This window comes from Luteimonas sp. TWI596, assembly GCF_039674105.1.
Classification (GTDB): domain Bacteria; phylum Pseudomonadota; class Gammaproteobacteria; order Xanthomonadales; family Xanthomonadaceae; genus Luteimonas.
This window is the reverse complement of the sequence record NZ_JBDJMU010000003.1, coordinates 60478-85961: the sequence shown is the minus strand read 5'-3', so window position 1 is coordinate 85961 and position 25484 is coordinate 60478. Positions and strand designations below refer to the sequence as shown.

At 70.3% G+C, this 25484-nt stretch carries 25 protein-coding genes; 10 read left to right on the top strand and 15 right to left on the bottom strand.

Annotated features, from left to right (window positions below):
- The first annotated feature begins 1 nt into the window (after position 1).
- Entirely contained in the window at positions 2–250 is a 249-nt protein-coding gene (locus ABE487_RS03140; protein ID WP_346443183.1) for a hypothetical protein, read from the top strand.
- Between the two features lie 153 nt (positions 251–403).
- Positions 404–667, top strand: coding sequence for a hypothetical protein (locus ABE487_RS03135; protein ID WP_346443185.1), 264 nt, complete (start codon positions 404–406; stop codon positions 665–667).
- A 54-nt stretch (positions 668–721) separates the two neighbouring features.
- Here ABE487_RS03135 and ABE487_RS03130 read toward each other — a convergent pair whose 3' ends face one another.
- The 8 genes from ABE487_RS03130 to hutU all read right to left on the bottom strand — a co-directional run bounded on the left by ABE487_RS03130 (position 722) and on the right by hutU (position 9119).
- Positions 722–958, bottom strand: a complete 237-nt coding sequence (locus tag ABE487_RS03130) for a hypothetical protein (protein ID WP_241945614.1) — start codon at positions 956–958, stop codon at positions 722–724.
- Positions 959–1230: 272 nt separating this feature from the next.
- Positions 1231–2046 (bottom strand): hypothetical protein, encoded by an 816-nt coding sequence (locus tag ABE487_RS03125; RefSeq protein WP_346446775.1) that lies wholly within the window; start codon positions 2044–2046, stop codon positions 1231–1233.
- A 91-nt stretch (positions 2047–2137) separates the two neighbouring features.
- Positions 2138–2653: an MgtC/SapB family protein gene (locus ABE487_RS03120; protein WP_346443189.1), complete on the bottom strand. Its 516-nt coding sequence runs from the start codon at positions 2651–2653 to the stop codon at positions 2138–2140.
- A 313-nt stretch (positions 2654–2966) separates the two neighbouring features.
- Entirely contained in the window at positions 2967–3335 is a 369-nt protein-coding gene (locus tag ABE487_RS03115) for a hypothetical protein (protein ID WP_346446777.1), read from the bottom strand.
- A 165-nt stretch (positions 3336–3500) separates the two neighbouring features.
- Positions 3501–4874 (bottom strand): MFS transporter, encoded by a 1374-nt coding sequence (locus ABE487_RS03110; RefSeq protein ID WP_346451060.1) that lies wholly within the window; start codon positions 4872–4874, stop codon positions 3501–3503.
- A 127-nt stretch (positions 4875–5001) separates the two neighbouring features.
- Positions 5002–5466 (bottom strand): peptide-methionine (R)-S-oxide reductase MsrB, encoded by a 465-nt coding sequence (gene msrB / locus ABE487_RS03105; protein ID WP_346443194.1) that lies wholly within the window; start codon positions 5464–5466, stop codon positions 5002–5004.
- A gap of 127 nt (positions 5467–5593) precedes the next feature.
- On the bottom strand, positions 5594–7306 hold the full coding sequence (locus ABE487_RS03100; protein WP_346451059.1) for a leucine-rich repeat domain-containing protein: 1713 nt from the start codon (positions 7304–7306) through the stop codon (positions 5594–5596).
- A 139-nt stretch (positions 7307–7445) separates the two neighbouring features.
- Positions 7446–9119 (bottom strand): urocanate hydratase, encoded by a 1674-nt coding sequence (hutU, locus tag ABE487_RS03095; RefSeq protein WP_346443197.1) that lies wholly within the window; start codon positions 9117–9119, stop codon positions 7446–7448.
- Positions 9120–9275: 156 nt separating this feature from the next.
- On the opposite strand from hutU, the gene ABE487_RS03090 reads away from it, so the two are divergent.
- The gene (locus ABE487_RS03090) at positions 9276–9983 is read left to right on the top strand and encodes a ThuA domain-containing protein (RefSeq protein ID WP_346451058.1); all 708 of its coding nucleotides are present in this window, start codon (positions 9276–9278) and stop codon (positions 9981–9983) included.
- 63 nt (positions 9984–10046) lie between these two features.
- On the opposite strand, the gene ABE487_RS03085 is transcribed toward ABE487_RS03090, so the two are convergent.
- Positions 10047–10364 (bottom strand): hypothetical protein, encoded by a 318-nt coding sequence (locus ABE487_RS03085; RefSeq protein WP_346443201.1) that lies wholly within the window; start codon positions 10362–10364, stop codon positions 10047–10049.
- A gap of 214 nt (positions 10365–10578) precedes the next feature.
- Here ABE487_RS03085 and ABE487_RS03080 point away from each other — a divergent pair, with 214 nt between their 5' ends.
- From ABE487_RS03080 to ABE487_RS03070, 3 genes are all read left to right on the top strand, one after another.
- Complete coding sequence (locus ABE487_RS03080) at positions 10579–11856, top strand: ectonucleotide pyrophosphatase/phosphodiesterase (RefSeq protein WP_346451057.1); 1278 nt, start codon at positions 10579–10581, stop codon at positions 11854–11856.
- 88 nt (positions 11857–11944) lie between these two features.
- Entirely contained in the window at positions 11945–13465 is a 1521-nt protein-coding gene (locus ABE487_RS03075) for an AlkA N-terminal domain-containing protein (RefSeq protein WP_346451055.1), read from the top strand.
- Positions 13462–13998 carry a methylated-DNA--[protein]-cysteine S-methyltransferase gene (locus ABE487_RS03070; RefSeq protein WP_346451053.1) on the top strand — a complete coding sequence of 179 codons (537 nt, stop codon included), beginning with the start codon at positions 13462–13464 and terminating at the stop codon, positions 13996–13998. Before ABE487_RS03075 ends, ABE487_RS03070 begins: the two co-directional genes overlap by 4 nt.
- A 64-nt stretch (positions 13999–14062) precedes the next feature.
- Here ABE487_RS03070 and ubiM read toward each other — a convergent pair whose 3' ends face one another.
- Together ubiM and ABE487_RS03060 are read right to left on the bottom strand one after the other, a co-directional pair.
- A complete protein-coding gene (ubiM, locus tag ABE487_RS03065) occupies positions 14063–15247 on the bottom strand; it encodes a 5-demethoxyubiquinol-8 5-hydroxylase UbiM (protein ID WP_346451051.1) in 1185 nt (394 codons plus the stop codon).
- 97 nt (positions 15248–15344) lie between these two features.
- A complete protein-coding gene (locus tag ABE487_RS03060) occupies positions 15345–16592 on the bottom strand; it encodes a formimidoylglutamate deiminase (protein WP_346451050.1) in 1248 nt (415 codons plus the stop codon).
- A 218-nt stretch (positions 16593–16810) separates the two neighbouring features.
- Between ABE487_RS03060 and hutI the strand changes: the two genes are divergently transcribed.
- Both hutI and ABE487_RS03050 read left to right on the top strand, forming a co-directional pair.
- A complete protein-coding gene (hutI, locus tag ABE487_RS03055) occupies positions 16811–18034 on the top strand; it encodes an imidazolonepropionase (RefSeq protein WP_346446782.1) in 1224 nt (407 codons plus the stop codon).
- A gap of 23 nt (positions 18035–18057) precedes the next feature.
- Positions 18058–19284, top strand: coding sequence for a dipeptidase (locus tag ABE487_RS03050; RefSeq protein WP_346451048.1), 1227 nt, complete (start codon positions 18058–18060; stop codon positions 19282–19284).
- A 131-nt stretch (positions 19285–19415) separates the two neighbouring features.
- On the opposite strand, the gene ABE487_RS03045 is transcribed toward ABE487_RS03050, so the two are convergent.
- Both ABE487_RS03045 and ABE487_RS03040 read right to left on the bottom strand, forming a co-directional pair.
- Positions 19416–19598 carry a 30S ribosomal protein THX gene (locus ABE487_RS03045; protein WP_047137582.1) on the bottom strand — a complete coding sequence of 61 codons (183 nt, stop codon included), beginning with the start codon at positions 19596–19598 and terminating at the stop codon, positions 19416–19418.
- Positions 19599–19707: 109 nt separating this feature from the next.
- Entirely contained in the window at positions 19708–20103 is a 396-nt protein-coding gene (locus ABE487_RS03040; protein ID WP_346443217.1) for a MerC domain-containing protein, read from the bottom strand.
- Between the two features lie 73 nt (positions 20104–20176).
- Here ABE487_RS03040 and ABE487_RS03035 point away from each other — a divergent pair, with 73 nt between their 5' ends.
- The gene (locus ABE487_RS03035; RefSeq protein ID WP_346446786.1) at positions 20177–22417 is read left to right on the top strand and encodes a TonB-dependent receptor; all 2241 of its coding nucleotides are present in this window, start codon (positions 20177–20179) and stop codon (positions 22415–22417) included.
- A gap of 142 nt (positions 22418–22559) precedes the next feature.
- On the opposite strand, the gene ABE487_RS03030 is transcribed toward ABE487_RS03035, so the two are convergent.
- On the bottom strand, positions 22560–23057 hold the full coding sequence (locus ABE487_RS03030) for a transcriptional repressor (protein ID WP_346443221.1): 498 nt from the start codon (positions 23055–23057) through the stop codon (positions 22560–22562).
- 136 nt (positions 23058–23193) lie between these two features.
- Positions 23194–24597: a glutamate--tRNA ligase gene (gene gltX / locus ABE487_RS03025; protein WP_346446788.1), complete on the bottom strand. Its 1404-nt coding sequence runs from the start codon at positions 24595–24597 to the stop codon at positions 23194–23196.
- Positions 24598–24692: 95 nt separating this feature from the next.
- Here gltX and lpxH point away from each other — a divergent pair, with 95 nt between their 5' ends.
- Positions 24693–25427 (top strand): UDP-2,3-diacylglucosamine diphosphatase, encoded by a 735-nt coding sequence (lpxH, locus tag ABE487_RS03020; RefSeq protein ID WP_346446790.1) that lies wholly within the window; start codon positions 24693–24695, stop codon positions 25425–25427.
- The last annotated feature ends 57 nt before the right edge of the window (positions 25428–25484 follow it).

The window sequence follows — 25484 nt, the reverse complement described above, 5'->3', positions numbered from 1 at the left end:
GATGGCCCGTTCCGAATCCGATCACATGTTGGTGCTCTCGCTGGGTCGCAATGGACGCGCCTCGTATCCCGAGCGCCCCTGGGAGGAGATCGAACCGGTGCTGCGGCGGGTCTGGGAATTCGATGGCCGGCTGCGCGCCTGGCATGACGTCCGCGCGCAAGTGCAGGCAGCCTGGCAGGCGCATGACACGCGCCCGCGTCACGATCGCCGTCGCGGCGCCGCGATTGATCAGGTCAGCCGCGCGGTCTGACATCCGTTCGCACCATCTCCCGACGGGAGGAAGCGCGGCATCACGATCGACTCGCGATGCAGGCAGGCCCCGGCCACAGCACGACGCCATGCTCTTGCCGCCCGCGTGACGCGGTCGCACCGATAGTGTCCGCACCGCAGACCGGAGATCGCCATGAGCAAGGCCAACCCCACCCGCCCCAACGCCCCGAGCGACGAATCGTCGCTGCGCGACCGCGAGGATCTGCCGCCGACGCGCGGACCGGCACTGAAGGATCCGCGCTCGCAGTCGGCGATCGACAACATCGGCCTCGACGACCAGGCCGACCTGCTGGACCCCGAACTCGATGACCAAATCGGCGATCGCAATGCCGATGGCCATTCGTTCGCCGACGACGTGCGCAGCGATACCGGTGTGGAGAACGGTGAGCCGAAGTGAGCGTGCCTGTGCCCGGGGCCGTCTTCGGCCCCGGGCGCGTTGCGTGACGCGTGGTCAGACCCCAGGACGGCGGTACAACGCCGCGTTGATGCACGAGAACACGCTGACGATGAACCAACCGAACGGCAGCAACGAGACCGTCAGCAGCCAGGTGATCGCGAATGCGATGCAGCCAGCCAGAAACCACAGCACGGCCGATAGCAGCCGACCCTGCACCAGTTGCCCGAGGCCGGGCACGATGAAACTGCAGATGGCGGCGATCACATTGCCGGCCGAACCCTGTCCACTCATGGAACGATCTCCTGCGCGTTGAAATGACTGCGATGGTCCGCGACGAGGGCGCGGCGTGATGTGAATGCGCCATGCCGCTCCCTTGACGACAGGCGCGCCATCAAGGCCGGCAACCGACCTGTCCAGCATACTGGCGAACGCTGGCAACGCGATGCCCGCGCGCATCTGCCACGCAGTGGAAGCGACACCGTGGCCTGCAGACATGGGCACACCGACGACGGGCGCATCCTGGAAGGATGCGCCCGTGGCGGAATCACCGGCGATCGGAGGCGTCAGCCGACGCGGAAGCGGTCGTTGTCGTCGCGGCCGCTGCCGGTGTACTCGCCGCTGGTATAGCGGTCGTGCGACACGTAGGCATCCTCCACCGCGGCCTTGGCGCGATCCCATTCCAGGCGTGAATTGCCGCGACGCGATGCCCAGTCTCGCGCAAGCTCGCCTGCAAGCGCGTCGTCCCACTCACGATCGGCATGACGCGAACGCGCATAGGCGCCATAACGATAGGCCGGCTGGTAATCCTCGTAGCGGTCGTCGGCGTTGCGGTAGGGCGCATTCTCGAACGCCTTGGCGTAGTAGTCATCGCTGCGCTGGTACAGAGCGTACGTCCGATCCGTGCGCTCCCAGGCATCGCGCACCGCCGGCTGCGCGTCTTCCCATTCCAGCTTCGATTCGGCCCTGGCCGATTCCCAATCGCGGCGAAGTTGCGCCTCCGACTCGTCCCAACCGCGGGTCCGATCGGCCTCGCGGGCCTGCAGGCCGAAGCCGTAGGCCGGAGCGTAATCGCGGTCGTAGTCATGCCCAGGTTTGACGTAAGGCCGGTCGCCATGCGCTTGGCGCCAGTACTCCACTTCGCCGGTCGGATCGATCCGCTCGGCCACGCCCTTGCCGATCGCCGCCCCGGCGACCACGCCCACCGCCGCCCCGATCAAGGTCCCGACCGGCCCGAACACGGTACCGGCCGCAGCACCGGCGGCCATGCCGCCCGCAGCGCCGCCCACACCGACACCGACGGGATGAGCGCCGGGCGTCTTGGTGATCGGATCGCGATTGAGATCGCGGCCACCGTCGCGAATGTCGTCCTGCTTGGTCATGTGCTTGGCTCCGTTGCTCGAATGTGCGATCACCGTGCGGGTCCGGGGATGAAGCCGCCGTGGCGAAATCCGGAATGCGCGGCCGTTGCGTTCAGCTGTCACGCCCGGCCATGTCCGCAGGGCGTCGGTCCGCCGTCGCACGCGAACGTTGCAGACGAGGCAGCGCGCCGACCACCAGCAACGCCACAAGCGTGGTCGCCAGTGCCACCATCTCCTGCCCCATGCCTGCAGCCATGCCGATGGCCGCAGTCATCCAGACGCCGGCCGCGGTCGTCAGGCCTTCGATGCGCTCGCCCTTGTCCAGCTTGAGGATCGCGCCCGCTCCCAAGAACCCGATGCCCGACACGATGCCCTGCATCACCCGGGTCACCTCGGCGCCGTCGATGTCCGACAGCAATGGCGCGAGCACGAACAGCGCCGAACCGATCGAGACCAGGATGTGTGTCTTCAGTCCCGCCGCGCGGCCCTTGTATTCACGCTCCCAGCCGACCATGCCACCGAGCAGCGCGGCCACCAGCACGCGGACCACGATGGTGGTCAGGGTGTCGGGATCGGGCAACGCCAGTTCGCGGGCCACGGCATCGAGCACTTGAGCGAACACGCTCATCGCACATGGCCTCCAGGCACGGCAGGACGAATGAGGCGGGTCGCGATCGGCATCGGGGCACTCCGTAGGGGGGGGTGCGCCGGACGCTAGCGCGCGTCGGGTCTGACCGCGGTGATGGTCGCTGTCGCGCCTCGCGGCCCAGGTCGCACGTCCACCACCGGGCCGGCGCGCCGCCGCCCGCCTCGAAGCCTTGAACGGTCAGCGATCGCCCCCCCCCTGCCGGCCGCGCCCCGGTCGCGGCGGTGGGAATGCAAAACGGGGACGGCCTGCGCCGTCCCCGCGGGTCAGATCGCGTCGATCCGGTCGCGCCGGATCAGTCGACGCAGATCGTCCACGCCACGCCGTCGCGCACCCGCTGCTGGCAGCCGAACGGGTTGGTGTCGACGCTGCACTGGCCTTGCACGCGCGCACTGTCGACCGTGCCTTCCGGCGCCAGGCACTGGCCCTGGCACTGCTGGCTGTCGGTGCAGGCCTTGCCGGCATCGACGGTCTGCAGCAGACACTGCGGCACCGGCGCCCGTCCCAGCTGCTTCCACTCGCCGCCGCGTCGCAGACAGTCGGCCTCGTTGGTCACCGACGCCACCGCCGGACCGGCCTTGGGCTGGACGGTGTCGCGCTCGGCCGGCGCGCTGCAGGCGGCCAGCAGGGCGATGAGCAGGACGGGAACGATGCGCTTGAACATGGGTGGGCTCTCGCCAGACGAAGGAAGGCCGAGTCTAGAACCGACGATGTGAATCCTGCAGCAGAACGCCCGCCGCCTTGCCCTGCTCCCTTCCCCGCCCGCCTGCGGGGGAGGGCTGGGGTGGGGGCAGGCCATCGCCTCAGCCAATCGCCTCAGCCAATCGCCTCAGCGCACGCCCTGCCCGCGTTCGCGCATGGCCTCCGCATCGTCGAGCCAGTTCGCGCTCTTGTTCTTGAGGAAGAACACGTAGACCACCAACGACACCGCGATCACCGTGGTCGCGTAGACCACGAACGCGGTCACTTGGTCGGACTTGAGCGCGGCCTGGTAGAGCACCGGCGCGGTCCCGCCGAAGGCCGAGTTGGCCAGCGCGTAGCCCAGGCCGACGCCCAGCGCGCGCACGTGGGTGGGGAACAGTTCGGCCTTCACCACCGCGTTGATCGACGTATAGCCGGTCAGGATCACAAAGCCCACGCCCAGGATCAGGAACGCCGACAGTGCGCTGGTCTGCTGCGGCAGCGCGGTCACCATGTAGCCGGTGTAGAGCACGCCGCCGATGCCGAAGAACACCAGCAGCGACTTGCGCCCGATGATGTCCGACAGCCAGCCGCCGACCGGCTGCAGCACCATCAGGAAGGCCAGCAGCGCCAGGTTGATCCAGGTGCCGGTGATCGCATCGCCGCCGGCGAACGCGGTCTGGATCATCTTCGGGCCGTTGACCGAATAGGTGTAGAACGCGATCGTGCCGCCAGCGGTGATCAAAAAGCACAGCAGCAGCGGACGCCACTGGTTGACGAACAGTTCGCGCAGCGACCCCGAGGCGCGTGCGCCGCCGGTCTTGGCGGCCTCGATCGATTCGGTCTCCAGCGACTCGTCCATCGTGCGCCGCAGCCAGAACACCACGATCGCCGCGACGCCGCCCAGGGCGAAGGCCAGGCGCCAGCCCCACTCGGCAATCTGCGCGGTGTCGAGCGACAGCAGCATCGCCAGCAGCGTGGCCTGCGCCAGCACATGGCCGCCGACCAGCGTCACGTAATGGAACGAGGACAGGAAGCCGCGGCGGCCGGGAATCGCGGCCTCGGACATGTAGGTCGCGCTGGCGCCGTACTCGCCGCCCGTCGCGAAGCCCTGCACCAGACGTGCGAGCAGCAGGATGATCGGCGCGGCGATGCCGATCGTGGCGACCGTCGGCGTGATCGCGATGACGAACGAACAGCCGGCCATCATCGACACCGAGACCGTCAGCGCCAGGCGCCGGCCGTAGCGGTCGGCGAAGCGGCCGAAGTACCAGGCGCCGATCGGACGCATCAGGAAGGTCATCGCGAAGATGCCCCAGACGTAGAGCGTGGCGTTCTTGTCCTCGGGCGAGAAGAATTGCGACTCGAAGTACGCCGCGAACACCGAGTAGACATAGACGTCGAACCATTCGACGAGGTTGCCGGCAGACCCCTTCAGCGTATTCGACACCGACCGGCGCAGACTGCCGGGCGGTGTCGCGCTGGGCGCGGCGGAAGACGCGGAATCGCTGGACACACGCATGGGCAAGGCTCGCCGGGTCGGGGGCGGGCGAGTATAGAGGTCCAGGGCGGAAAGGCATGTCGGCGATCGCGACGTGCCCAGGCCGGGCACCGCTGCGTGCCCGGCGCCCTCGCCTGCACGTGAGCGATCAGGCCGGCGATGCCTCCGCGCCGCCGCGTGCCAGCGGGTCGGGCAGCGATTCGCCGGTCGCCACGAACGACAGCGACACCGAGTTGAGGCAATGCCGCTCGTAGGTCGGCGGCGGCCCGTCGGGGAACACGTGCCCCAGATGGCTGCCGCAGCGCGCGCAGACCTCCTCGACGCGGATCATGCCGTGGCTGGTGTCGCGGATGCGGCCGATGTGCGCTTCGTCGATCGGTGCGAAGAAGCTCGGCCAGCCGGTACCCGAGTCGAATTTGGCGCTTGAGCGGAACAACGGCAGGCCGCACAGCCGACAGCAGTAGGTGCCTTCGCGCTTGTTGTCGAGGAACACGCCGCAGAACGGCGCCTCGGTGCCGTGGTGCAGCAGCACGCGGCGCTCGTCGGCGGACAGGTCCGCTTCCAGGGCGGTGCGCTCGGCGGTGCTGGGCGGACGCAGATCAAACGAGGACACGGCATGCTCCGGTGGCGATCGACCCTCAAGAAGCTGGCGATGCACAGACCGCATTGCAAGCCCCGGCCCGTGCGCCGCGCCCCGCCGCTCGGCGGCCCACGCAGGCCCACGTGACGCGTGCGGCGGGCTACTCCGTCCGCAGGTCGAGCCCTGCGTCCACCAGCGGTTTCAGCACCCCGACATCTTCGACCGGCGACTTCGCCAGCCGCACCGTGCGCAGCCCGTGCATGGCGCGCAGTGGCGACACATCGTGCACCCGCGTTTCCTCCATCGTCAGCCAGCGCAGGCTGGGCAGCCCGGCCAGCACTGAAACGTCCTCGACGGGCGTGCGCGACAGGTCCAGTGTTTCGAGCAGCCGCAACGGGGCGAGCGCTGCCATGTCGTCGAACGTGGTGTCGGCCAGGTCCAGGGTCTGGAGCGCCGTCAATTCCGCGATGACCGAGAAATCGGTCACCGACGTTCCGCGCAGGCCCAGGTCGATGAGGTGGGCATGGCCGGCCAGCGCCGAGAGGTCCCGCACCGGTGCGTTGGTCAGCGACAGCCGTTCGAGCCGGCGCAGGCCCGCGACCGGCGCGAGCGCCGCGACCTGGGTGTCGTGCAGATGCAACAGTCGCAGGGCCGGCATCCCGGCAACGACCTCGATGCGCGCGACCCGGGTCGCCCCCAGCGCCAGCCATTCGAGTTGTCGCATCCCGGCCAGCGGCCTGAGGTCGGCGATCGTGCTGCCGGCAAGCCCGAGTTCGGTCAGCCCGGTCAGTCCGGTCAGCGGCCGGTAATCCGCGACCTGGCTGTTGGCCAGCGACAAGACCTTGAGCGTCTTGAGTCTCGCCAACGGCGTGATGTCGGTGAACGGATTGCTGTGGAGCAGGGCGCTTTCGAGCGCGGGAAGTTCAGCGATCGGCGACAGGTCGTCGATCGCGTTGTTCCCCAGATCCAGCGTCCTGAGCGCGGGCTTGTCGCGCAGGAACCCGATGTCGCGCACGCCTGCGCTGGCGAGGTTGAGCAGGCGCAGTTCGCCGAGCGCGGCAATCGGCGAAAGATCCTGGACTTCGGTTTCCGACAGCGTCAGCACCCGCAGATCGGGCAATGTGGCGAGCGCGGAGATGTCGCGCACCAGACTGCTCGTCAGGTACAGCGTGCGCAGTGCGGGCAGGCCCGACAGCGCGTCCAGGTCGCCGATTCGCGTGCCATGGAGGTTGAGCGTTTCCAGGGGGCGCAGCGCCGAGAGCGGCGCGATGTCGTGGACCGTGGTCTCGTACAGGCTGAGGGTCTTGAGCGAGCGCAGGCCCGCCAGCGGCGCGACATCGACCACGCCAGACCGGCTGAGGTCGATCGACTCGAGTCCGTCGAAGGCCGCCAGCGCGGACAGATCACGCAACTGCGGCAGTTGCATCAGATCGAGCGTCTTGCCGTCGAAGCCGGCATTGACCGCCATGATGTCGGCGGCGTCGATACCGGGATTGTCGGCCGCCAGAGCGGCCGCGAGCCGCGCGAGCGCCGCATCCGGCGCTGCCGGCAGGTCACATCTGGCGCGGACCGTCTGGTCGTGCACATAGCCGCTGCGCAGGGTGCCGCCGCGTGCGTCCAGCAGGCTCACGCGATGGTAGCCATACCCCTCCGGCGTGAGGAGGGTGTCCTCGACGCGCAGGCGTTGCCCGTTGGGCATCCGTGCCGTCGCCGGATACTGGCGTGCGCTCGGCCCATCGCGCAGGTGGGTGTAGGGGCTGGCGGCGTTACAGACTTGCACGAACGTCCCGCGCTCGACCGGCGCCGCCAGGGCCGCCGGCACCACGCCCACCAGCCACGCCGCGCATGCGGCCAGACACTCGATTCGCTTCATTGCCGCGCTTCCCATTGTCGGACCTTAGCGCCTGACCTGGTGTCCAGACCCGCCGCACGCACAATGCACCATGCGCCCGCCCCCGATCGCTGCGCAGTCTCTGCCAGCGCGGCGCGCCCTGCGCGCCAGGGTGACACAGTCAGGCGAGCATCGGCAGATCGAGACCCTGCGCTTTCGCGCAATCGGCGGCGATGGCGTAGCCGGCATCCGCATGCCGCATCACGCCGGTCGCCGGATCGTTCCACAGCACGCGTTCGATGCGTCGATCAGCCGCCTCGCTGCCGTCGCAGACGATCACCACGCCCGAGTGCTGCGAGTAGCCCATGCCGACGCCACCGCCGTGATGCAGCGAGACCCAGGTCGCCCCACCGGCGACATTGAGCATCGCGTTGAGCAGCGGCCAGTCGCTGACCGCGTCGCTGCCGTCGCGCATCGCCTCGGTCTCGCGGTTCGGGGACGCGACCGAGCCCGAGTCGAGGTGATCGCGGCCGATCACGATCGGCGCCTTGAGTTCGCCATTGCGCACCATCTCGTTGAACGCCAGGCCCAGCTTGTGGCGCAGGCCCAGCCCGACCCAGCAGATCCGCGCCGGCAGGCCCTGGAAGGCGATGCGCTCGGCGGCCATGTCCAGCCAACGATGCAGGTGCGGGTCGTCGGGGATCAGCGCCTTGACCTTGGCATCGGTCCTGGCGATGTCCTCCGGATCGCCGCTGAGCGCGACCCAACGGAACGGGCCGATGCCGCGACAGAACAGCGGACGCACGTAGGCGGGCACGAAGCCGGGAAAATCGAAGGCGTTCTCCAGCCCCTCGTCCTTGGCCATCTGGCGGATGTTGTTGCCGTAGTCGACGGTGGGGATGCCCTGCGCGTGGAAGGCCAGCATCGCCTCGACATGGACGCGCATCGAGGCCTTGGCCGCGTCGCGTACCGCGTCGGGATGGGCGGACTGCTCGGCCAGCCAGCGCTCGACCGTCCAGCCGATCGGCAGGTACCCATGCACCGGGTCGTGCGCGCTGGTCTGGTCGGTGACGCAGTCCGGACGCACGCCGCGCCGCACCAGTTCTGGCAGGACCTCGGCGGCGTTGCCCAGCAGCGCGATCGATTTCGCCTCGCCCGCCTGGGTGTAGCGCGCGATGCGCGCCAGCGCGTCGTCCAGGTCGGCGGCCTGCTCGTCGACGTAGCGGGTCTTGAGCCGGAAGTCGATCCGGCTCTGCTGGCATTCGACCGTCAGCGAACACGCACCGGCCAGGCTCGCGGCCAGCGGCTGCGCCCCGCCCATGCCGCCCAGGCCCGCGGTCAGGATCCACTTGCCGGTCAGGTCGCCGCCGTAGTGCTGGCGGCCCATCTCGACGAAGGTCTCAAAGGTGCCCTGCACGATGCCCTGGCTGCCGATGTAGATCCAGCTGCCGGCGGTCATCTGGCCGTACATCGCCAGGCCCTTGCGGTCGAGCTCGTGGAAGTGCTCCCACGTCGCCCAGTGCGGCACGAGATTGGAATTGGCGATCAGCACCCGGGGCGCGTCGATATGGGTGCGGAACACCCCGACCGGCTTGCCCGACTGCACCAGCAGCGTCTGGTCGTCCTCGAGCGTCTTGAGCGTCTCGAGGATCGCATCGAAGCAGGCCCAGTCGCGTGCGGCGCGGCCGATGCCGCCATAGACGACGAGATCCTCCGGGCGCTCGGCGACCTCGGGATCGAGGTTGTTCTGCAGCATCCGGAACGGCGCCTCGGTCAGCCACGAGCGGCAGGTCAGGGCGCTGCCGCGGGGCGCGCGGATGGTGCGGGACGGGTCGTGGCGCGAGGCGTCTGTCATGGCGGCACTCGATGGGGCGATGAGCCGATTATCGCACCGGCGCACCGGACGGCCTGACGCGCTGCGGCGTGAATGCCGCGGCCGCCGGCCGCTATGCTCGCGCGCATGCGCTCCGCGTCGCCCGTCATCCTCGCCCTGCTTGCTGCGTCCGCGTCCATGGGCGCATCGCCATTGCCCGTCCGTGCCGCCACTGCCGAGCCCGACGTCCCGCGCGTGCTGGTGTTCACCCGCACCGCCGGCTACCGCCACGACGCGATTCCCACGACGATCGAGACCTTGCGCACGCTCGGGGCGCAGGCCGGCATCGAGATCGAAGCGAGCGAAGACCCGACACGGTTCGACGACGCGACACTGGCCGGCTACCGCGCGGTCGTGTTCGCGCACACCACGCGCGAGGTACTCGAGGCGCCCCAGCAGGCGGCCTTCGAACGTTATGTCGCCCACGGCGGTGGCTATCTGGGCATCCACGCCGCCGCCGACAGCGGCTACACCTGGCCGTGGTACGGCGAGCTGGTCGGCGCCTGGTTCGCACGCCACCCCGAGGGACTGCAGGCGGTGCGCGTGGTGTTCGAACAGGACCCGGCGCCGCTGGGCCGACGCGACTGGCGGGTCGTCGACGAGATCTACGACTACCGCCGCAACCCGCGTGCGGATGTGCGGGTGATCGCGTCGGTCGATCCGCACTCGCATGCCGCCGGCGGTATGGGCGACGACCATCCCATCGCGTGGTGCCACACCCGCGCCGGCGGCCGCGCCTGGTACACCGGGCTCGGCCACGACCCTGCGCTGTATGCCGATCCGGTGTTCCGCGCGCATCTGCTGCAGGGACTGCGCTGGACGACCGGCCACGCCGACGACTGCTGAGCCCGGACGCAGAAACGCCCGGACATGCCGGGCGTTTCGCGCACTGCGGTGCCGCCGGTATCGTCAGAACACCGACGGATCCAGCCGGCGCAGCGCGTCCTTGATGTCGACCGAGCCGGTGCGCTCGATGTCGCTGCGGGTGTAGACCCGGCCGCCCCCGTCGACGCATTCCTGCTCGGCACGCTTGGAACGCGCGTTGCGCGCCGCGGTCACCCGCGACCCGGTCTCGCGAATGCAGAAACGATCCGACGGGCTGGCACGCTGGCCACGCTCGCGCACCGCCTCTTCCTCTTCCTCCTGCTGCTGCGCCAGAGCGCCATGCGACACCGCGCCCAGCGCCAGACCGGCGCACAGCGCCGCCATCCACCATCTGTTGTTCATTGCGCACTCCCGGTTGCTGGTCCTGCTGCGCACGATACGCCCCCCACTCGATCCCGTGGTCTGCGCCCGCTGAACGTTCAGATTCCTCGCCCCAAAAACCGGGGTCAGAGTGCAATTTCAGTGGACATGCGCGCTGATCCGGGTTGCTGAGGAAATTGCACTCTGACCCCGGTTTTGGCTTTGGACTGTCACTTGGGCTCGGTATCCTGTGGGGATGATCGATATCGCATTGGTGCGCCGAATGGCGCCGTCTGTTCTGGTTTCCGTGGTGCTTTGCAGTTTGCTCGTGCTGGTTGGCTGCGCGAGCCGCGCCGCGTCGCCCGCGGCCGCGGATCCGCGGCCCACGCTACTGCTGATTTCGCTCGACGGCGTGCGCCCCGACTCGCTGGGGCGCGGTGAAACGCCGCATCTCGACGCGCTCGCGCGCGGGGGCGTGCAGGGCTGGATGCGGCCGTCGTATCCGTCGCTGACCTTTCCTAATCACTACACGCTGGTCACCGGGCTGCGCCCCGACCGCCACGGCATCGTCCACAACTCGATGCACGACGCCACGCTCGGCGACTTCAAGCTGTCCGACCGCGCGGCCGTCGAGAACGCGGCCTGGTGGAACGACGGCGAGCCGTTGTGGGTGACGTCCGAGAACGCCGGGCTGGCGACCGCCACGCTGTCGTGGCCCGGCAGCGAGGCCGCAGTGCGCGGCGTGCGGCCGACGCGCTGGCTACCGTTCGACAAGACCCGCCCACTCGACGCACGCGTGGACACGGTGCTCGGTTGGCTGTCCGAACCCGATGCCACGCGCCCGCGGCTGGCGACGCTGTACTTCGAGCATGTGGACTCGGCCGGCCACGACCATGGCCCCAACGCCCCGCAGACGCATGCGGCCTTGCGCCAGGTCGATGCGGCGATCGGCCGACTCGTCGCCGGTCTGCGCGCACACGGCGCGTTCGATCGCACGAACATCGTCGTCGTGTCCGATCACGGCATGGCCGAGGTCGCGCCCGGGCACGCCATCGCGGTCGAGGACATGGTGGCGCCCGAGGAGGCGCGCGTGGTCTCGATCGGCCAGGTCGTGGGCATCGCGCCCCATCCCGGTCACGAGGCCACGGTCGCCGCGCGCCTGCTCGGCGCGCATCCGCGCTACGACTGCTGGCGCAAGGAGGCGTTGCCGGCGCGCTGGGCCTACGGCCGCCATCGACGCGTGCCGCCCATCGTCTGCCAGATGCACGAAGGCTGGGACGCGCTGCCGCGCGAAACCGTCGCCACGCGCGATGTCGGGCCGCGCGGCTCGCATGGCTTCGATCCGGCACTGCCCTCGATGCGCGCGGTGTTCATCGCGCACGGGCCGTCGTTCCGCCACGGCGTCGTCCTGAACGGCTTCGACAACGTCGATGTCTACCCGTTGCTGGCCCGGCTGATCGGCGTGGCGCCGGCCGAGCACGACGGCGACGCAGCGACGCTGCTGCCTGCGCTGCGATCCGACGATCGCCGTTAGTTGCGACGACCGCGCTCGCTGCGCGGCGCGTCGCATTCGTGTCCGAAAACGGCCAGTCCCGCGCCGGGCGCGGTGCTAGCCTGCGGGCATGTCGTCGCCCCCCGCCCTGCCCGATCCCGCCGTCTGCGAGCAGGCCCGCCTGAGCCGCGACGCGCGCTTCGATGGGCTGTTCTTCACCGCGGTCCGCACCACCGGCATCTACTGCCGTCCGGTCTGTCCGGCGCCACCGCCGCGGGCCGGGAACGTGACCTACTACGCCAATGCGGCCGCGGCCCAGGCTGACGGCTTCCGGCCCTGCCTGCGCTGCCGCCCGGAGTTGGCGCCCGGCGACGGGCACTGGCACCGCGGCGACGACGTCGTGGCGCGAGCGCTGGCGCTGATCGATCGCGGTGCGCTCGACGATGCGCCGCTGGCGTCGCTGGCAGCGCAGTTGCATCTGGGCGAACGCCAACTGCGGCGGTTGTTCGTCGAGCGCCTGGGCGCGCCGCCGATCGGCGTGCGCGGGACGCGCCGCCTGCTGTTCGCCAAGCAGTTGCTGACCGAAACCGCACTGCCGATCACCGAAGTCGCGCTGGCCGCCGGCTTTGCCAGCCTGCGCCGGTTCAACACCGCATTCCGCGAGGCCTATCGCATGGCGCCGCGCGATCTGCGTCGGCAGCCCTCGGCGTCCGTTGCCGGCGATGGGCTGGTGCTCCGGCTCGGCTACCGCCCGCCGTACGACTTCGCCGCGATGCTGGATTTCCTGCGCAGCCGCGCGCTGCCAGGCATCGAACGCATCGACGAGGCCGGCTACACCCGGGTCGTGGGCGACGCATTGGCGGCGGGTTGGCTGCGTGTCTCGCACTGGCCGGCCACGGTGGCCGGGCCGGCGCATGCGTTGCGGCTCGAGCTGTACGGCATCGCACCGGCACGGCTGCAGGACACCGTGCGGCGCGTGCGGCGGATGTTCGATCTCGACGCCGAGCCGACCGCGATCGCCGCCCACCTGGCGCAGGATCCACGGCTGGCACCTCTGCTGCAGGCCCGTCCGGGCCTGCGCCTGCCCAGCGGCTGGGACGGTTTCGAGATCGCGGTGCGCGCGGTGATCGGCCAGCAGGTCAGTGTGGCCGCCGCGCGTACGCTGACCGCCCGGTTGTCGCAGCGCTTCGGCTATCCGTTACCCGAGACGCTGGCCACCCATGGATTCGCCCACCTCTTCCCGACCCCCGAGGCGCTGGTCGACGGCGACTTCGATGGCCTCGGCCTGATCGGCAGCCGCATCGCCACGATCCGTGCGATCGCCGCGGCCCTGCTCGAGGGCCGTGTGGATTTCGACCCGGCGCGCACGCTCGACGACACCGTCGCCCGCTGGACCGCATTGCCCGGCATCGGGCCCTGGACGGCGCAGTACATCGCGCTGCGCGCGCTGGGCCATCCCGACGCGTTTCCCGCGCAGGACCTCGTGCTGCAGAAGGCCGTGCCCACCGATGGCAGCCGGCTCGACGCGCGCGCGCTGCAAGCACGCGCGCAGGCCTGGCGGCCCTGGCGTGGCTACGCGGTCTTCCACCTGTGGCGCGATGCCGCGCTATCGGCCCCGCCCGCCGTCGCCCGCCCCCGGAGTCCCCGATGAGCCCCTCACCCGTCTTCACGACCTCGCTCGACACCCCGATCGGCCCACTACGGCTCGCCGCCTCCGATGCTGGCTTGCACGCGATCGATTTCCCGCAAGCGCGACCGCTGCTGCGCGGACGCGCGCACTGGCAGGCCGGCGATCACGCGCTGCTGCGCGAAACCGCGGCGCAACTGCGCGCCTACTTCGCCAGGCGGCTGCGCCACTTCGACCTGCCGCTCGCCGCCGATGGCACCGCGTTCCAGCATGAGGTCTGGCAGGCGCTCTCACGCATTCCCTACGGCACCACCACCAGCTACGTCGCGCTGGCACGCGGCCTCGGTCGGCCGACTGCCAGCCGCGCGGTCGGCGCCGCGAACGGGCGCAACCCGATCGCGATCGTCGTGCCCTGCCACCGGGTGATCGGCGCCAGTGGCGCGCTGACCGGCTTCGCCGGGGGCGTGCCGACCAAACAGTTCCTGCTCGCACTCGAAGGCGCGCTGCCCGCCGTCGACGGCCTGTTCGCCGCGCACGTGGTGGCGCCGGCCGCGTAGCCGGCCTGCCCGGAATCGGCCCGACGCAGCGTGGGAAGACCGGTTGTTCGCGGCCGCGAGCAGCTCAGCGCAGGGCCGGCCGCTCCTGGGTGAGGTGCGCGGCGATCAGCCGCCGGAACGGCGTGAGCCGCTGCGCGATGCGCAGCGTCGTGCTGCGGACCAGACGCGCCGGCGCGCGGTCGTCGGTGTAGAGGCTGGCGACGATGCCGGTTGCGGCGAACAGCGGCCACGTCGCCAGCCGGTGCTGGCGCTGGAAGCGTGCGAGCACGGGCCGGCCGGCGATGTCGCGGCCGGCATCCTGCGCCCGGCGAATGCCGTCGGCCAGGCGCTCGGCCCCCTGCAGGCCGAGGTTGAAGCCGTGGGCGGTGACCGGATGCATACCGACGGCGGCATCGCCGATCAGTGCCGCGCGCTCGGCGACGAAGCGGTCGGCATAGACGCCGACCAGCGGATAGACGTGGCGCGTGCCGACCGTGGTCATCGTGCCCAGTCGGTCGAGAAACCGCCGCTGGATATCGGCCGCGAAGGCGGCGTCATCCATCGCTTCGACCTGGGCCATCGCCTCCGGCGCCAGGGTCAGCACCACCGACGCCCGGCCGGCGTCGAGCGGCAGCAGCGCCATCGTCTGGCCATGTCCGAACCACTCCCAGGCGACGTGGTCGTGCGGGCGCTCGTGGGCGACGCGGCACACCAACATGCGCTTGCCGAAATCGCGCATACGCGCCCCGATGCCGAGCATGCGACGCACGTCGGAGAACCGGCTGTCGGCGGCGACCAACAGGCGCGCCGACACGGTCTTGCCGCCATCGAGCGCGAGCTCGACGCCGTCGCTGCGATGGGTGACGCCGCGCACCGCGGTGTCGCAGACCAGCTCGACCTCCGCCAGGCCCTCGACGGTGTCGAAGGCCGCCTGCCGGATCTGGTGATTGGGCACCAGCCAGCCGAGTTGGCGGCCGTTGCCGTCGCCGGCGGTGATCGTCAGGCCGGTCTGGGCATCGCCGTTGAGGATGCGCGCATCGCGCAGGTCGAAGATCTGCGCCGGATCGAGCCGGGCCCACAGGCCCAGCGTCTCCATGATCCGGCGCGAGCCATGGGTCAGCGCGATCTCGCGACCGTCGAACGCAGGCTTGGCGATCGCCTCGCGCGACTGGCGCTCGATCAGCACGATCTTCAGCCCCGTGCCGGCCAGCGCGCGGGCGAAGCACAACCCGGCCGGCCCGGCCCCGACGATGGCGATGTCGACCTGCATGCGCACGACTCCAGCATAAGAACGATGCCGGCAGGATACCGACGCCGGCCGGCGCCCGGCGTTGACCTGAATCAAATCGTGCGGCAGCGGCCGGGCATTACTGCGCCAGCAACCGACGCATCGCCTCGGCGTGACCATGCGCCGCCTGCGTGTGCAGCCGGTGGCGTCCGTCGACGACCAGCCGCTGGCCGGCGACCTCGACCTCGCGCACCAGCGGCCGGTTGCCGGCGAACAGCCAGCGGTCGGCGACGTCGGTCGACGTCGCGCCGGCGAGCAACGGCGCATCGGCATCGAGCACGACGGCATCGTCGCGCTGCGCGAACCCGGTCGCGGCCGCGGCGCTGGCCCAGGCGCCGGCGAGCAGGGTCGCGCCCACGCTCGGCGTGCGCGGACCGACCGCGATATTGCGCCGGCGCCTGGCCAGGCGCTGGCCATACTCCAGCCAGCGCAGTTCCTCGACCGGCGACACCGAGATGTGCGAGTCGGAGCCGATGCCCCAGGCACCGCCGGCATCGAGATAGGCACGCAGCGGGAACAGACCGTCGCCGAGATTGGCCTCGGTCGTCGGACACAGCGCGACGGTCGCGCCGCTGCGCGCGATGCCGGCGACCTCGTCCGCGTCCAGATGGGTGGCGTGGACCAGCGTCCAGCGGGCATCGACCGGCGCGTGGTCGAGCAGCCAGGCCACCGGGCGTGCCCCGCGCACCGCGACGCAGTCGTCGACCTCGGCGGTCTGTTCGGCGATGTGGATGTGCACGCGCGCCTGCTGCGGCAGCGCGCCCAGCACCGCGTCCATCGCATCGGCCGGCACCGCGCGCAGGCTGTGCAGCGCGCAGCCCACGCGCAGGCCCGCCCCCTGGCGCGCGTACAGATCGGTGAACAGCCGCAGATAGCCGTCGACATCGTGGCCGAAACGCCGCTGATGCGGCCCCAGTGGCCGACCGTCGAAGCCGCCGGCCATGTACAGCACCGGCAGCAGGGTCAATCGGATGCCGGTCGTTTCGGCCGCCTCGATCAGGGCGTCGGCCATCGCCGATGCCGGCGCATACGGCTGGCCGTCGGGGGCGTGATGGACATAGTGGAACTCGCACACGGCGGTGTAGCCGGCCTCGAGCATCTCGACGTAGAGCTGGGTGGCGACGTCGCGCAGCGTGTCCGGGGCGAAGCGCGCGGCCATCCGGTACATCGTCTCGCGCCAGGTCCAGAACGAATCGGCCGGATCGGTCTGCACCTCGGCCAGGCCCGCCATCGCCCGCTGGAACGCGTGCGAATGCAAGTTGGCGATGCCCGGCAGGCGCCAGCCTGCGGGCATGCGCTGGATCGGAACCGTTGGCAGGTCTGGCATCGGGGTGACTCCGGAAACGAGTGCGGTAGGCTAGCCTGTCTGCCCTGGGGGAGCATCGCATGCACGATTCTTGGGGCTTGCTGCGGCTCGTGTGCGTCGCGTGCTGCGCGTTCTCGTGGTAGTGGCGCAGGCGTGTCCGGCGGCGCAAGCAACGCAACGGCCGGGCGCGAACGATGGCGATGGCGTCGACTGGCCCGGCGACAACGATGGAGGCGATGATGGGGGCGACTGAACGCTGGGATGGGCTGATCGTCGGGCCGACCCTGGTCACACTGGCCGAGGACACCGGCTACGGGCTGATCGAGGACGGCGCGCTGGGCTGGCGCGACGGCACGATCGTGCACGTCGGTCCCCGCACCGCGCTGCCTGCGCCGGCGGCGCAGTTGGCCGACCGGGTGATCGAGGCCGATGGCCTGCTGACCCCGGGCCTCATCGACTGTCACACCCATCTGGTGTTCGGCGGCGACCGCGCCGCAGAGTTCGAGCAGCGGCTGCAGGGCGCCAGCTACGAGGCGATCGCGCGCAGCGGCGGCGGCATCGTCTCCACCGTGCGCGCGACCCGCGCCGCCGACGAGGACGCGCTGCTCGCGCAGTCGTTGCCGCGCGCGCGCGCGCTGCTGGCCGACGGGGCCACGACGCTGGAGATCAAGTCCGGCTACGGCCTGGACTTCGCCCATGAACGCAAGATGCTGCGCGTCGCCCGGCGCATCGGCCAGGCCCTGGGCATCACCGTGCGTACGACGTTCCTCGGCGCGCATGCCCTGCCGCCCGAGTACGCCGGGCGCAGCGACGCCTACATCGACGCGGTCTGCGAGTGGCTGCCGCGGCTGCACGCGGAGGACCTGGTCGACGCGGTCGACGCATTCGCCGAGCGCATCGCCTTCGATGCGGCGCAGACACGCCGGGTGTTCGAGGTCGCACGCGCACTCGGCCTGCCGGTCAAGCTGCACGCCGACCAACTCAGCGACGGCGATGGCGCCGCGCTGGTGGCCGCGTTCGACGGCCTGTCGGCCGACCATGTCGAACACACCTCCCAAGCCGGCGTCGACGCGATGGCGGCGGCCGGCACGGTCGCGGTGCTGTTGCCCGGCGCCTTCCACGTGCTGCGCGAGACCCGGCTGCCGCCGCTCGACGCATTCCGCGCCGCCGGCGTGCCGATGGCCGTGGCGACCGACTGCAATCCCGGCACCTCGCCGCTGCTGTCGTTGCGCCAGGCCATGCAATTGGCGGTCACCCATTTCCGGCTCACCCCCGAAGAGGCGCTGCGCGGGGCGACCGTGCATGCGGCGCAAGCACTGGGACTGCGCGATCGCGGGCGCCTGGTGCCCGGCCAGCGCGCCGACTTCGCCTGCTGGCGCCTCGCGCAGCCGGCCGAACTCGTCTATTGGCTCGGCGGCCCGATGCGCGAGATGGCCTTCGCCGCCGGCCGTCGTCTGCCCTGACTCTCATCAAGGAATCCATCCGCATGCGCCTGCTCCCGCTCGCCCTCGCCCTTGCCCTTGCCCCGCTACTGAGCGTGGCCGCCGCCCAGACGCATGCCCAGGCCGATGAGGCCGCACGCCGGCTCGCCCAGGATGCGATCATCGTCGACACCCACATCGACGCCCCCGGCGTGCTGCTCGACCGCTGGGCCGACCTGGGCGAGGCCGCGCCCGACCGCGAGTTCGACTACCCGCGTGCGCGCGCCGGCGGCCTGGATGTGGCCTTCATGTCGATCTACACCTCGGCCGCGCAGGACACGGCCGGCACCGCGCGCGAGATCGCGCATCGGCAGATCGACGCAGTCGAGGCGCTGACCGCGCGCCATCCCGACCGCTTCGCGATCCTGCGCTCGCCACGCGACGTCGACCGCCTGCGCACCGCAGCGGACGGTCGCCAACGCGTGCTGTTGCCGCTGGGCATGGAGAACGCCGCGCCGATCGGTGACGACCTGTCGCAGCTCACGACCTTCTTCGACCGCGGCGTGCGCTACATCACGCTCGCGCACAGCGCAGCCAACCGGGTCGCCGACGCCTCCTACGGCAAAGCGCGCCGCTGGAACGGGCTGAGCCCGTTCGGGCGCCAAGTCATTGCCCAGATGAACCGCCTCGGGATCATGGTCGATGTCTCGCACGTCTCCGACGCGGCGGCCGAGCAGGCGATCGCGCTGAGCACGGTCCCGGTGATCGCCAGCCACTCGGCATTCCGGCACTTCACGCCAGGCTTCGAGCGCAACATCAGCGATGCGCTCGCCCGTGCGATCGCCGCCAAGGGCGGCGTGGTGCAGATCCCCTTCGGCACCGCGTTCGTCGATGCGCAGACCGCTGCCGACACCCAGGCCTGGTTCGACGCGGTCGCAGCCTTCGACGCCGACAACGCCAAGCGCGCCGACGCCGGACAACCGACGCTCGATGCCGCACAGTTCCGACGCGACTGGGCCGCCGCGCATCCCGCGCGCGAGACGCCGCTCGAATCGGTGCTGCAGCAGATCGACCACGGCGTGCGCCTGCTCGGCGTCGACCACGTGGGCATCGGTTCGGACTTCGACGGCGTCGACGGCGCGCTGGCCCAGGGCCTGCGCGATGTGTCCGACTTCCCCAACCTTGTGGCCGGCCTGCAGGCGCGCGGCTATGCCGAGGCCGACATCCGCAAGATCCTCGGCGGCAACCTGCTGCGGGTGTGGGCCGAGGTCGAGGCGGGCGCCGGCCGCTGAGCCGGCAGCCCTGCACGCAGATACGCGAAAGCCCCGCCTGGGCGGGGCTTTCGGCATGACCGGCGTTGCCACCGGTCGCGTCCTGCAGTCGGCCCCGCCCAGGCGCCAAGCGCCGGACCCGGAGCCGGGCGTCAGGAGGCCTTCTTGGCGACCGCCTTCTTGGCCGGGGCCTTGGCCACGGTCTTGGTGCCGGTCTTCTTGGCGACCGGTGCGGTCGCGGTGCCTGCGGCCTTGACGACGCCCTTCGAACGGGAATTGCCGTAGCTCGCGTTGTAGCGCTTGCCCTTGAGGGTCCTGCGGTCGCCCTTGCCCATGAATCTGCTCCTGATGTCCTGCGTGTATTGAATGCGGTAGACGCGAATGTGCGCCCGGCGGGCGCACAAGACCGCGAATTCTAGCATGCGGCCAGCGCCGCGCGATGCGTCAGCGCGTGCCGTGAAGATGGCTCAGGCGCAGGTTCAGCAGGTGCGCCCCGGCCAACAACAGCCCGCCGATCGTCATCACCACCGCATGGGTGAGCGTGTGGTCATGCAGATGGGTGAACGCGCCCGCCCAGACCAGCGCCAGGCCGGGCAACAGCAGGAACCAGGCGCGGAACGCGCGATGCCGGCGGTAGCCGAGCGTCAATGTGGTCAGGCCCAGCAGGGTGGCGAATATGACGAATGCCTGGTCGATGTCGACCCAGCCGCCCAGGTTGAGCCCCAGCGCAGGCAGCAACGCCAGCGCCAGCGGCAACAAGGCGCAATGGATCGCACAAAGGAACGAGGCAGCGAAACCGACGCGGTCGGCCCGTCGGAGGGCGGAATCGTGTGCAGGCATGTCTTTTGGGGGATACGAAGGTTGTCGTAACATTATAACATCCGCGTCTTGACCACCAGTGTACCCCATCCGCATGAACAACCTCCCCACCCCCTCCCGCCCGCCGCGCCGCGCCCGGCTGACCGTCGCCATCGCCCTGTTGCTGCCCGCCACCGCGGCGCTTGCACAGAATCAGACCCACGCCCACCCGACCACGCTCGACCGTGTCCAGGTGACCGCCACTCCGCTGGGCGGCGATGCCGAGGATCTCGCCCATCCCATTGAAGTGCTGTATGGCGACGCGCTCGACGATCGCAAGTCCGGCAACCTGGGCGACACCGTCTCGGCGCTGCCCGGCGTGCAGAGCGGCTTCTTCGGCACCGGCGTCGGTCGGCCGATCATCCGCGGCCAGGAAGGGCCGCGCGTGCAGATTCTCTCCGGCGGCATCGGCAGCATGGATGCCTCGACTGTCAGCGCCGACCACGCGGTCAGCATCGAGCCCTTCCTCGCCGACCAGATCGAGGTGCTCAAGGGGCCGGCCAACCTGCTCTACGGCAGCGGCGCGGTCGGCGGCGCGGTCAACGTCGTCGACGGCCGCATCGCGCGCGCCGTCCCCGACCGTCCACTCAGCGGCCGCGCAGAACTGCGCGCGGCCAGCGGCAATGGCGAGCGCAGCGGGATGTTCCGGCTCGATGGCGTCAACGGCGACAACCTGGTGCTGCATGTCGACGGCCTGGTCCGCAATACCGGCGACTTCGACATCCCCGGCTACGCCCAACTGCCCGACGACCACGATCACGGCGATCACGACCATGATCACGACCACGAGGCCGAGAACGCCTACGGACGACTGCCCAACAGTTCGATCCGCACGCGCGCCGGCGCGCTCGGCGCGACCTGGTTCGGCACGCGCGGCCACTTGGGACTCGCGGTCAGCACCTATCGCACCAACTACGGGCTGCCCGATGGCGCGCACGTGCATGCCGAGGACGATCACGGCCATGGGCACGACGACGACGGCCACGATCATGACCATGACCATGACCACGGCCATCACGATCACGACCATGGCGAAGAGGGCCACGACCACGGCTCGGTGCGCATCGACATGGTGCAGAACCGGATCGACCTCAAAGGCGGCATCTACGATCCGCTGCCGTTCCTGAGCGCATTGAACCTGCGCGCGGCCTATAACGATTACGAACACGTCGAGCTCGAGGGCGGGCTGGCAGCCACGCGCTTCACCAACAAGGGCACCGAGGCGCGCCTGGAAGCGGTGCAAAACGAGGTCGCAGGCTGGCGCGGCGCATTCGGCCTGCAGGTCGGTCACGTCGATTTCAGTGCCGTGGGCGAGGAAGCGTTCGTGCCGCCGAGCGTGACCGATACGCTGGGCCTGTTCGTCGTGCAGGAGAAGGAATGGGGGCCGGTGAAACTCGAGTTCGGCGGCCGCCACGAACGTGTGGAGATCGATCCGGCGGCAGGCGCATCGCGCAAGTTCGACGCCAGCAGCCTGTCGGGCGCCGCGATCTGGCATCTGTCGGAGGTCTTCGACCTGCGCCTGGGCGCGGACGTGTCCGAGCGCGCACCGACCAACGAGGAACTGTTTGCGGCTGGCCCGCACATCGCCACCCGCTCGATCGAGATCGGCGACGCGGAGCTTGGCACCGAACGCGGCCAGCGCCTGGAAGTCGGCCTGCATGCGCATACCGACCGCGTCGAGTTCAAGGCCGCCGTCTACCAGACCCGGTTCGACCGCTACACCTACCTGGCCGACACCGGCGTCGCCGAGCAAGGCTTCCCGGTGCGCTTGTGGACGCAGGGCGATGCGACATTCCGCGGCGCCGAGGCCGAGGCGAAGTTCCACCTGGTCGAATCGGACGCGGGCGACTTCGACCTGCGCGTATTCGGCGACCTCGTGCGCGCCGAGCTCGACGGCAGCGGGACCCGACACGTGCACTTCGACGTGCCGCATGGCGACCACGCCCACCACTACCACGCCGACATCCCGCTCGGCGGCAACCTGCCACGCATCGCACCGGCGCGCATCGGCGCCGACCTCAACTGGAGCCTGGGCGGCTGGCGCGCGAATGTCGGCGCAGTGCGCTACCAGAAGCAGGATCGCGTCGCCGCGCTCGAGGACCCGAGCCCGGGCTACACCCTGGTCAACGCCGGTGTCGCCTGGCGCCTGGGCGAGGCCGACGGCACGCAGTGGGAACTGTTCCTGGACGGTCGCAACCTGACCAACCAGGAGGCACGCGCCCATACCTCGCTGCTGCGCAACTACGCTCCATTGCCCGGCCGCACGATCGCAGGCGGCATCCGCGTGTACTTCTGACCTCGCCCTGATCCGCCCGGCACCGCGTGCCCACCTCCCGCCCCGGCTCGCCGGGGCGGGACATCGCCGCGCCGTGGCATTGCATGCACGCCCTGCATCGGGCCTGCGCCTGCGCAGCGCATGCAGGCCGATCCGCCGCGGCTCAGAGGGTGCCCACGTCCACGCACTGCGCGCACAGGCCGTGCACTTCCAGCGTCTGCGCCTGCGGCACGAAGCCCAGCGTGCGGGCGCGCGCATCGAGCGAGGCGACCACCGCTTCGTCTTCCAGCTCCACCGCACTGTGGCAGTGATCGCAGATCAAAAACGGCACCGAATGCTGCGCGGTGCTGGGATGGTGACAGGCAACGAACGCGTTGACCGACTGCAACTTGTGGATGAAGCCGTTGGCCAATAGAAAGTCCAGCGCTCGGTAGACGGTCGGCGGCGCCGCCGCGCCCGGCCCCCCACCATCGCGGACCTGGTCGAGCAGGTCGTAGGCCTTCAGCGGCTTGCCGGCCTTGGCGATCAGGCCCAGCACGTGGCCCCGGATCGGCGTCAGGCGCAGCCCCCGCTCGCTGCAGGCACGTTCGACCGCACGGACGAACCCGGCTGCGTCGTCGACGTGATGATGCGGATCCGTGCAGGCGTTGATCGTTCCCATTCCTAGATGATGGAGGCGCCGGCGCGGGGACTCAAGCCGTGCCCTGGCAGCGCGCGTCGCCCCTACTGCCGCGACGAGGCCCGGGAGGTGCTGCGCTCCGCGTCGCATGCAGCGCCGCGGCGACCGCCGCGCGCGTTCAGGCGTCGGGGATCATCGCGATCGCGGCCTCGATCCGGCGCAAGGCTTCCTCGCGGCCGGCCAGATAGACGGTGTGCCCGATGTCCGGGCTGACCTGGGTGCCGGTGATGGCCACCCGCATCGGCTGGGCCACCTTGCCCATGCCCAGCCCGAGCGTCTCCGCGGTCTGGTGCAACGCCACGCCGATCGCCTCGGCCGTCCAGTCGGGCAGCGCCAGCAGCCGCGCACGCGCGTCGGCCAACGGCGCCCGCGCTTCGGCCTTCAAATGCTTGGCGACGGCCTTGTCGTCGTAGTCGGTCAATGGCCGGTACCAGACCGCCGCGCGCTCGGACATTTCCTTGAGCGTCTGCACCCGGTCGCGCAGCGCGATCACCACATCGGCCGGCGCCGGGCCGGTCGACAGGTCGTAGCCATCGTTGCGCAGGTGCCAGACCAGATGCGCGGCGACTGCGGCCGGATCATCGGACTTGAGGTACTGCTGGTTGAGCCAGCCGAGCTTGGCCGGATCCAGACGCGAGGCCTTGGCGTTGACGTCCTTGAGATCGAACAATGCGCGCATCTCGTCGATCGAGAAGATCTCCTGGTCGCCATGCGACCAGCCCAGCCGCACCAGGTAGTTGAGCAGCGCATGCGGCAGGTAGCCGGCATCGCGGTACTGCATCACATCCGCCGCGCCGGTGCGCTTGGACAGTTTGGCGCCGTGCTCGTCGAGGATCATCGGCAGGTGCGAGAACGCCGGCGGCTCGGCGCCGAGTGCGCGGTAGATGTTGATCTGCCGCGGGGTGTTGTTGACGTGGTCGTCGCCGCGCACGACATCGGTGATGCCCATGTCGAGATCGTCGACGACGACGGCGAAGTTGTAGGTCGCGTAGCCGTCCGGGCGGAACAGCACCAAGTCGTCGAGTTCGCTGTTGGCGATCTCGATGCGCCCCTTGACCTTGTCCTCCCACACGACCGTGCCTTCGAGCGGGTTCTTCAGCCGGATCACCCGGTTCGGGTCTTCGCGGCGCGCTTCGCCACGCTCGCGATAGGCACCGTCGTAGCGCGGCTTGTCGCCACGGGCCATCGCCGCCTCGCGCATGGCATCGAGCTCGTCCTTCGACTCGTAGGCGTAGTAGGCCTTGCCGTCGGCGACGAGTTGCTCGGCGACCTCGCGATAGCGGTCGAGGCGGTGGGTCTGGTAGATCGGGCCTTCGTCGTAATCCAGGCCGAGCCAGTCCATCGCCTCGAGGATCGCGTCGATCGCGGCCTGCGTGCTGCGCTCGCGATCGGTGTCCTCGATGCGCAGCACGAACTGCCCGCCGCGGCGGCGCGCTTCCAGCCAGCAGTACAGCGCGGTGCGTGCGCCGCCGATGTGCAGGTAGCCGGTGGGACTGGGCGCGAAGCGGGTACGGCAGCTCATGCGGAACGCTCGGAACAGGGAAACCGCGCATTCTACCCGCGCCGCCCCCGTCACCGGGACGCACCGCGGGGCGGAGTGGCTTCTACAATGGCGCGATGACGACCTACTTCCTGTCCGACCTGCACCTCGACCCGGCGCGCCCGGCGATCACCGAGTTGTTCGCCGCGTTCCTCGATGGCGAGGCACGACAGGCCGAGGCGCTGTACATACTCGGCGACCTGTTCGAGTCGTGGGTCGGCGACGACGATCCGTCCGAGGCTGGCGCACTGGTCGCCGACCGTCTGCGCGCGCTGTCGGATGCGGGCGTGCCGGTGGCCTTCATGCACGGCAACCGCGACTTCCTCGTCGGCAACGCCTGGGCGCGGCGCGCGGGCCTGCGGATCCTGCCCGACCCGGCGGTGATTCTGCTCCATGGCCGGCCGGTGCTGCTGACCCACGGCGACCTGCTGTGCACCGACGATGTCGAGTACCAGGCGATCCGCGCCCAAACCCGCGACCCGCGCTGGCAGGCGCAGATGCTCGCCCAGCCGCTGGCCGCGCGGCTGGCGTTCGCGCAGCAGGCGCGCACGGCCAGCCAGGCGCGTGCGGCCGCGTTGCGCGAGGCCGGCACGATGGAGACGGTGACCGATGTCGCGCCGGCCACCGTCGCCGAGTGGTTCGTCCGCTACGGCATCGACACGATGATCCACGGCCACACCCACCGCCCCGCGATCCACGACCTGCAGGTCGCCGGCCGCGCCTGCCGTCGCATCGTGCTCGGCGACTGGTTCGAGCAGGGCTCGGTGCTGCGCGCGAGCGCCGACGGCCGCTTCGAGCTTTCGGCGCTGTAGACAGCCGGCGCCGCAGGCGTTGCCCACCGCAGTGGCGTGGGAGGCCTAACGCCACCC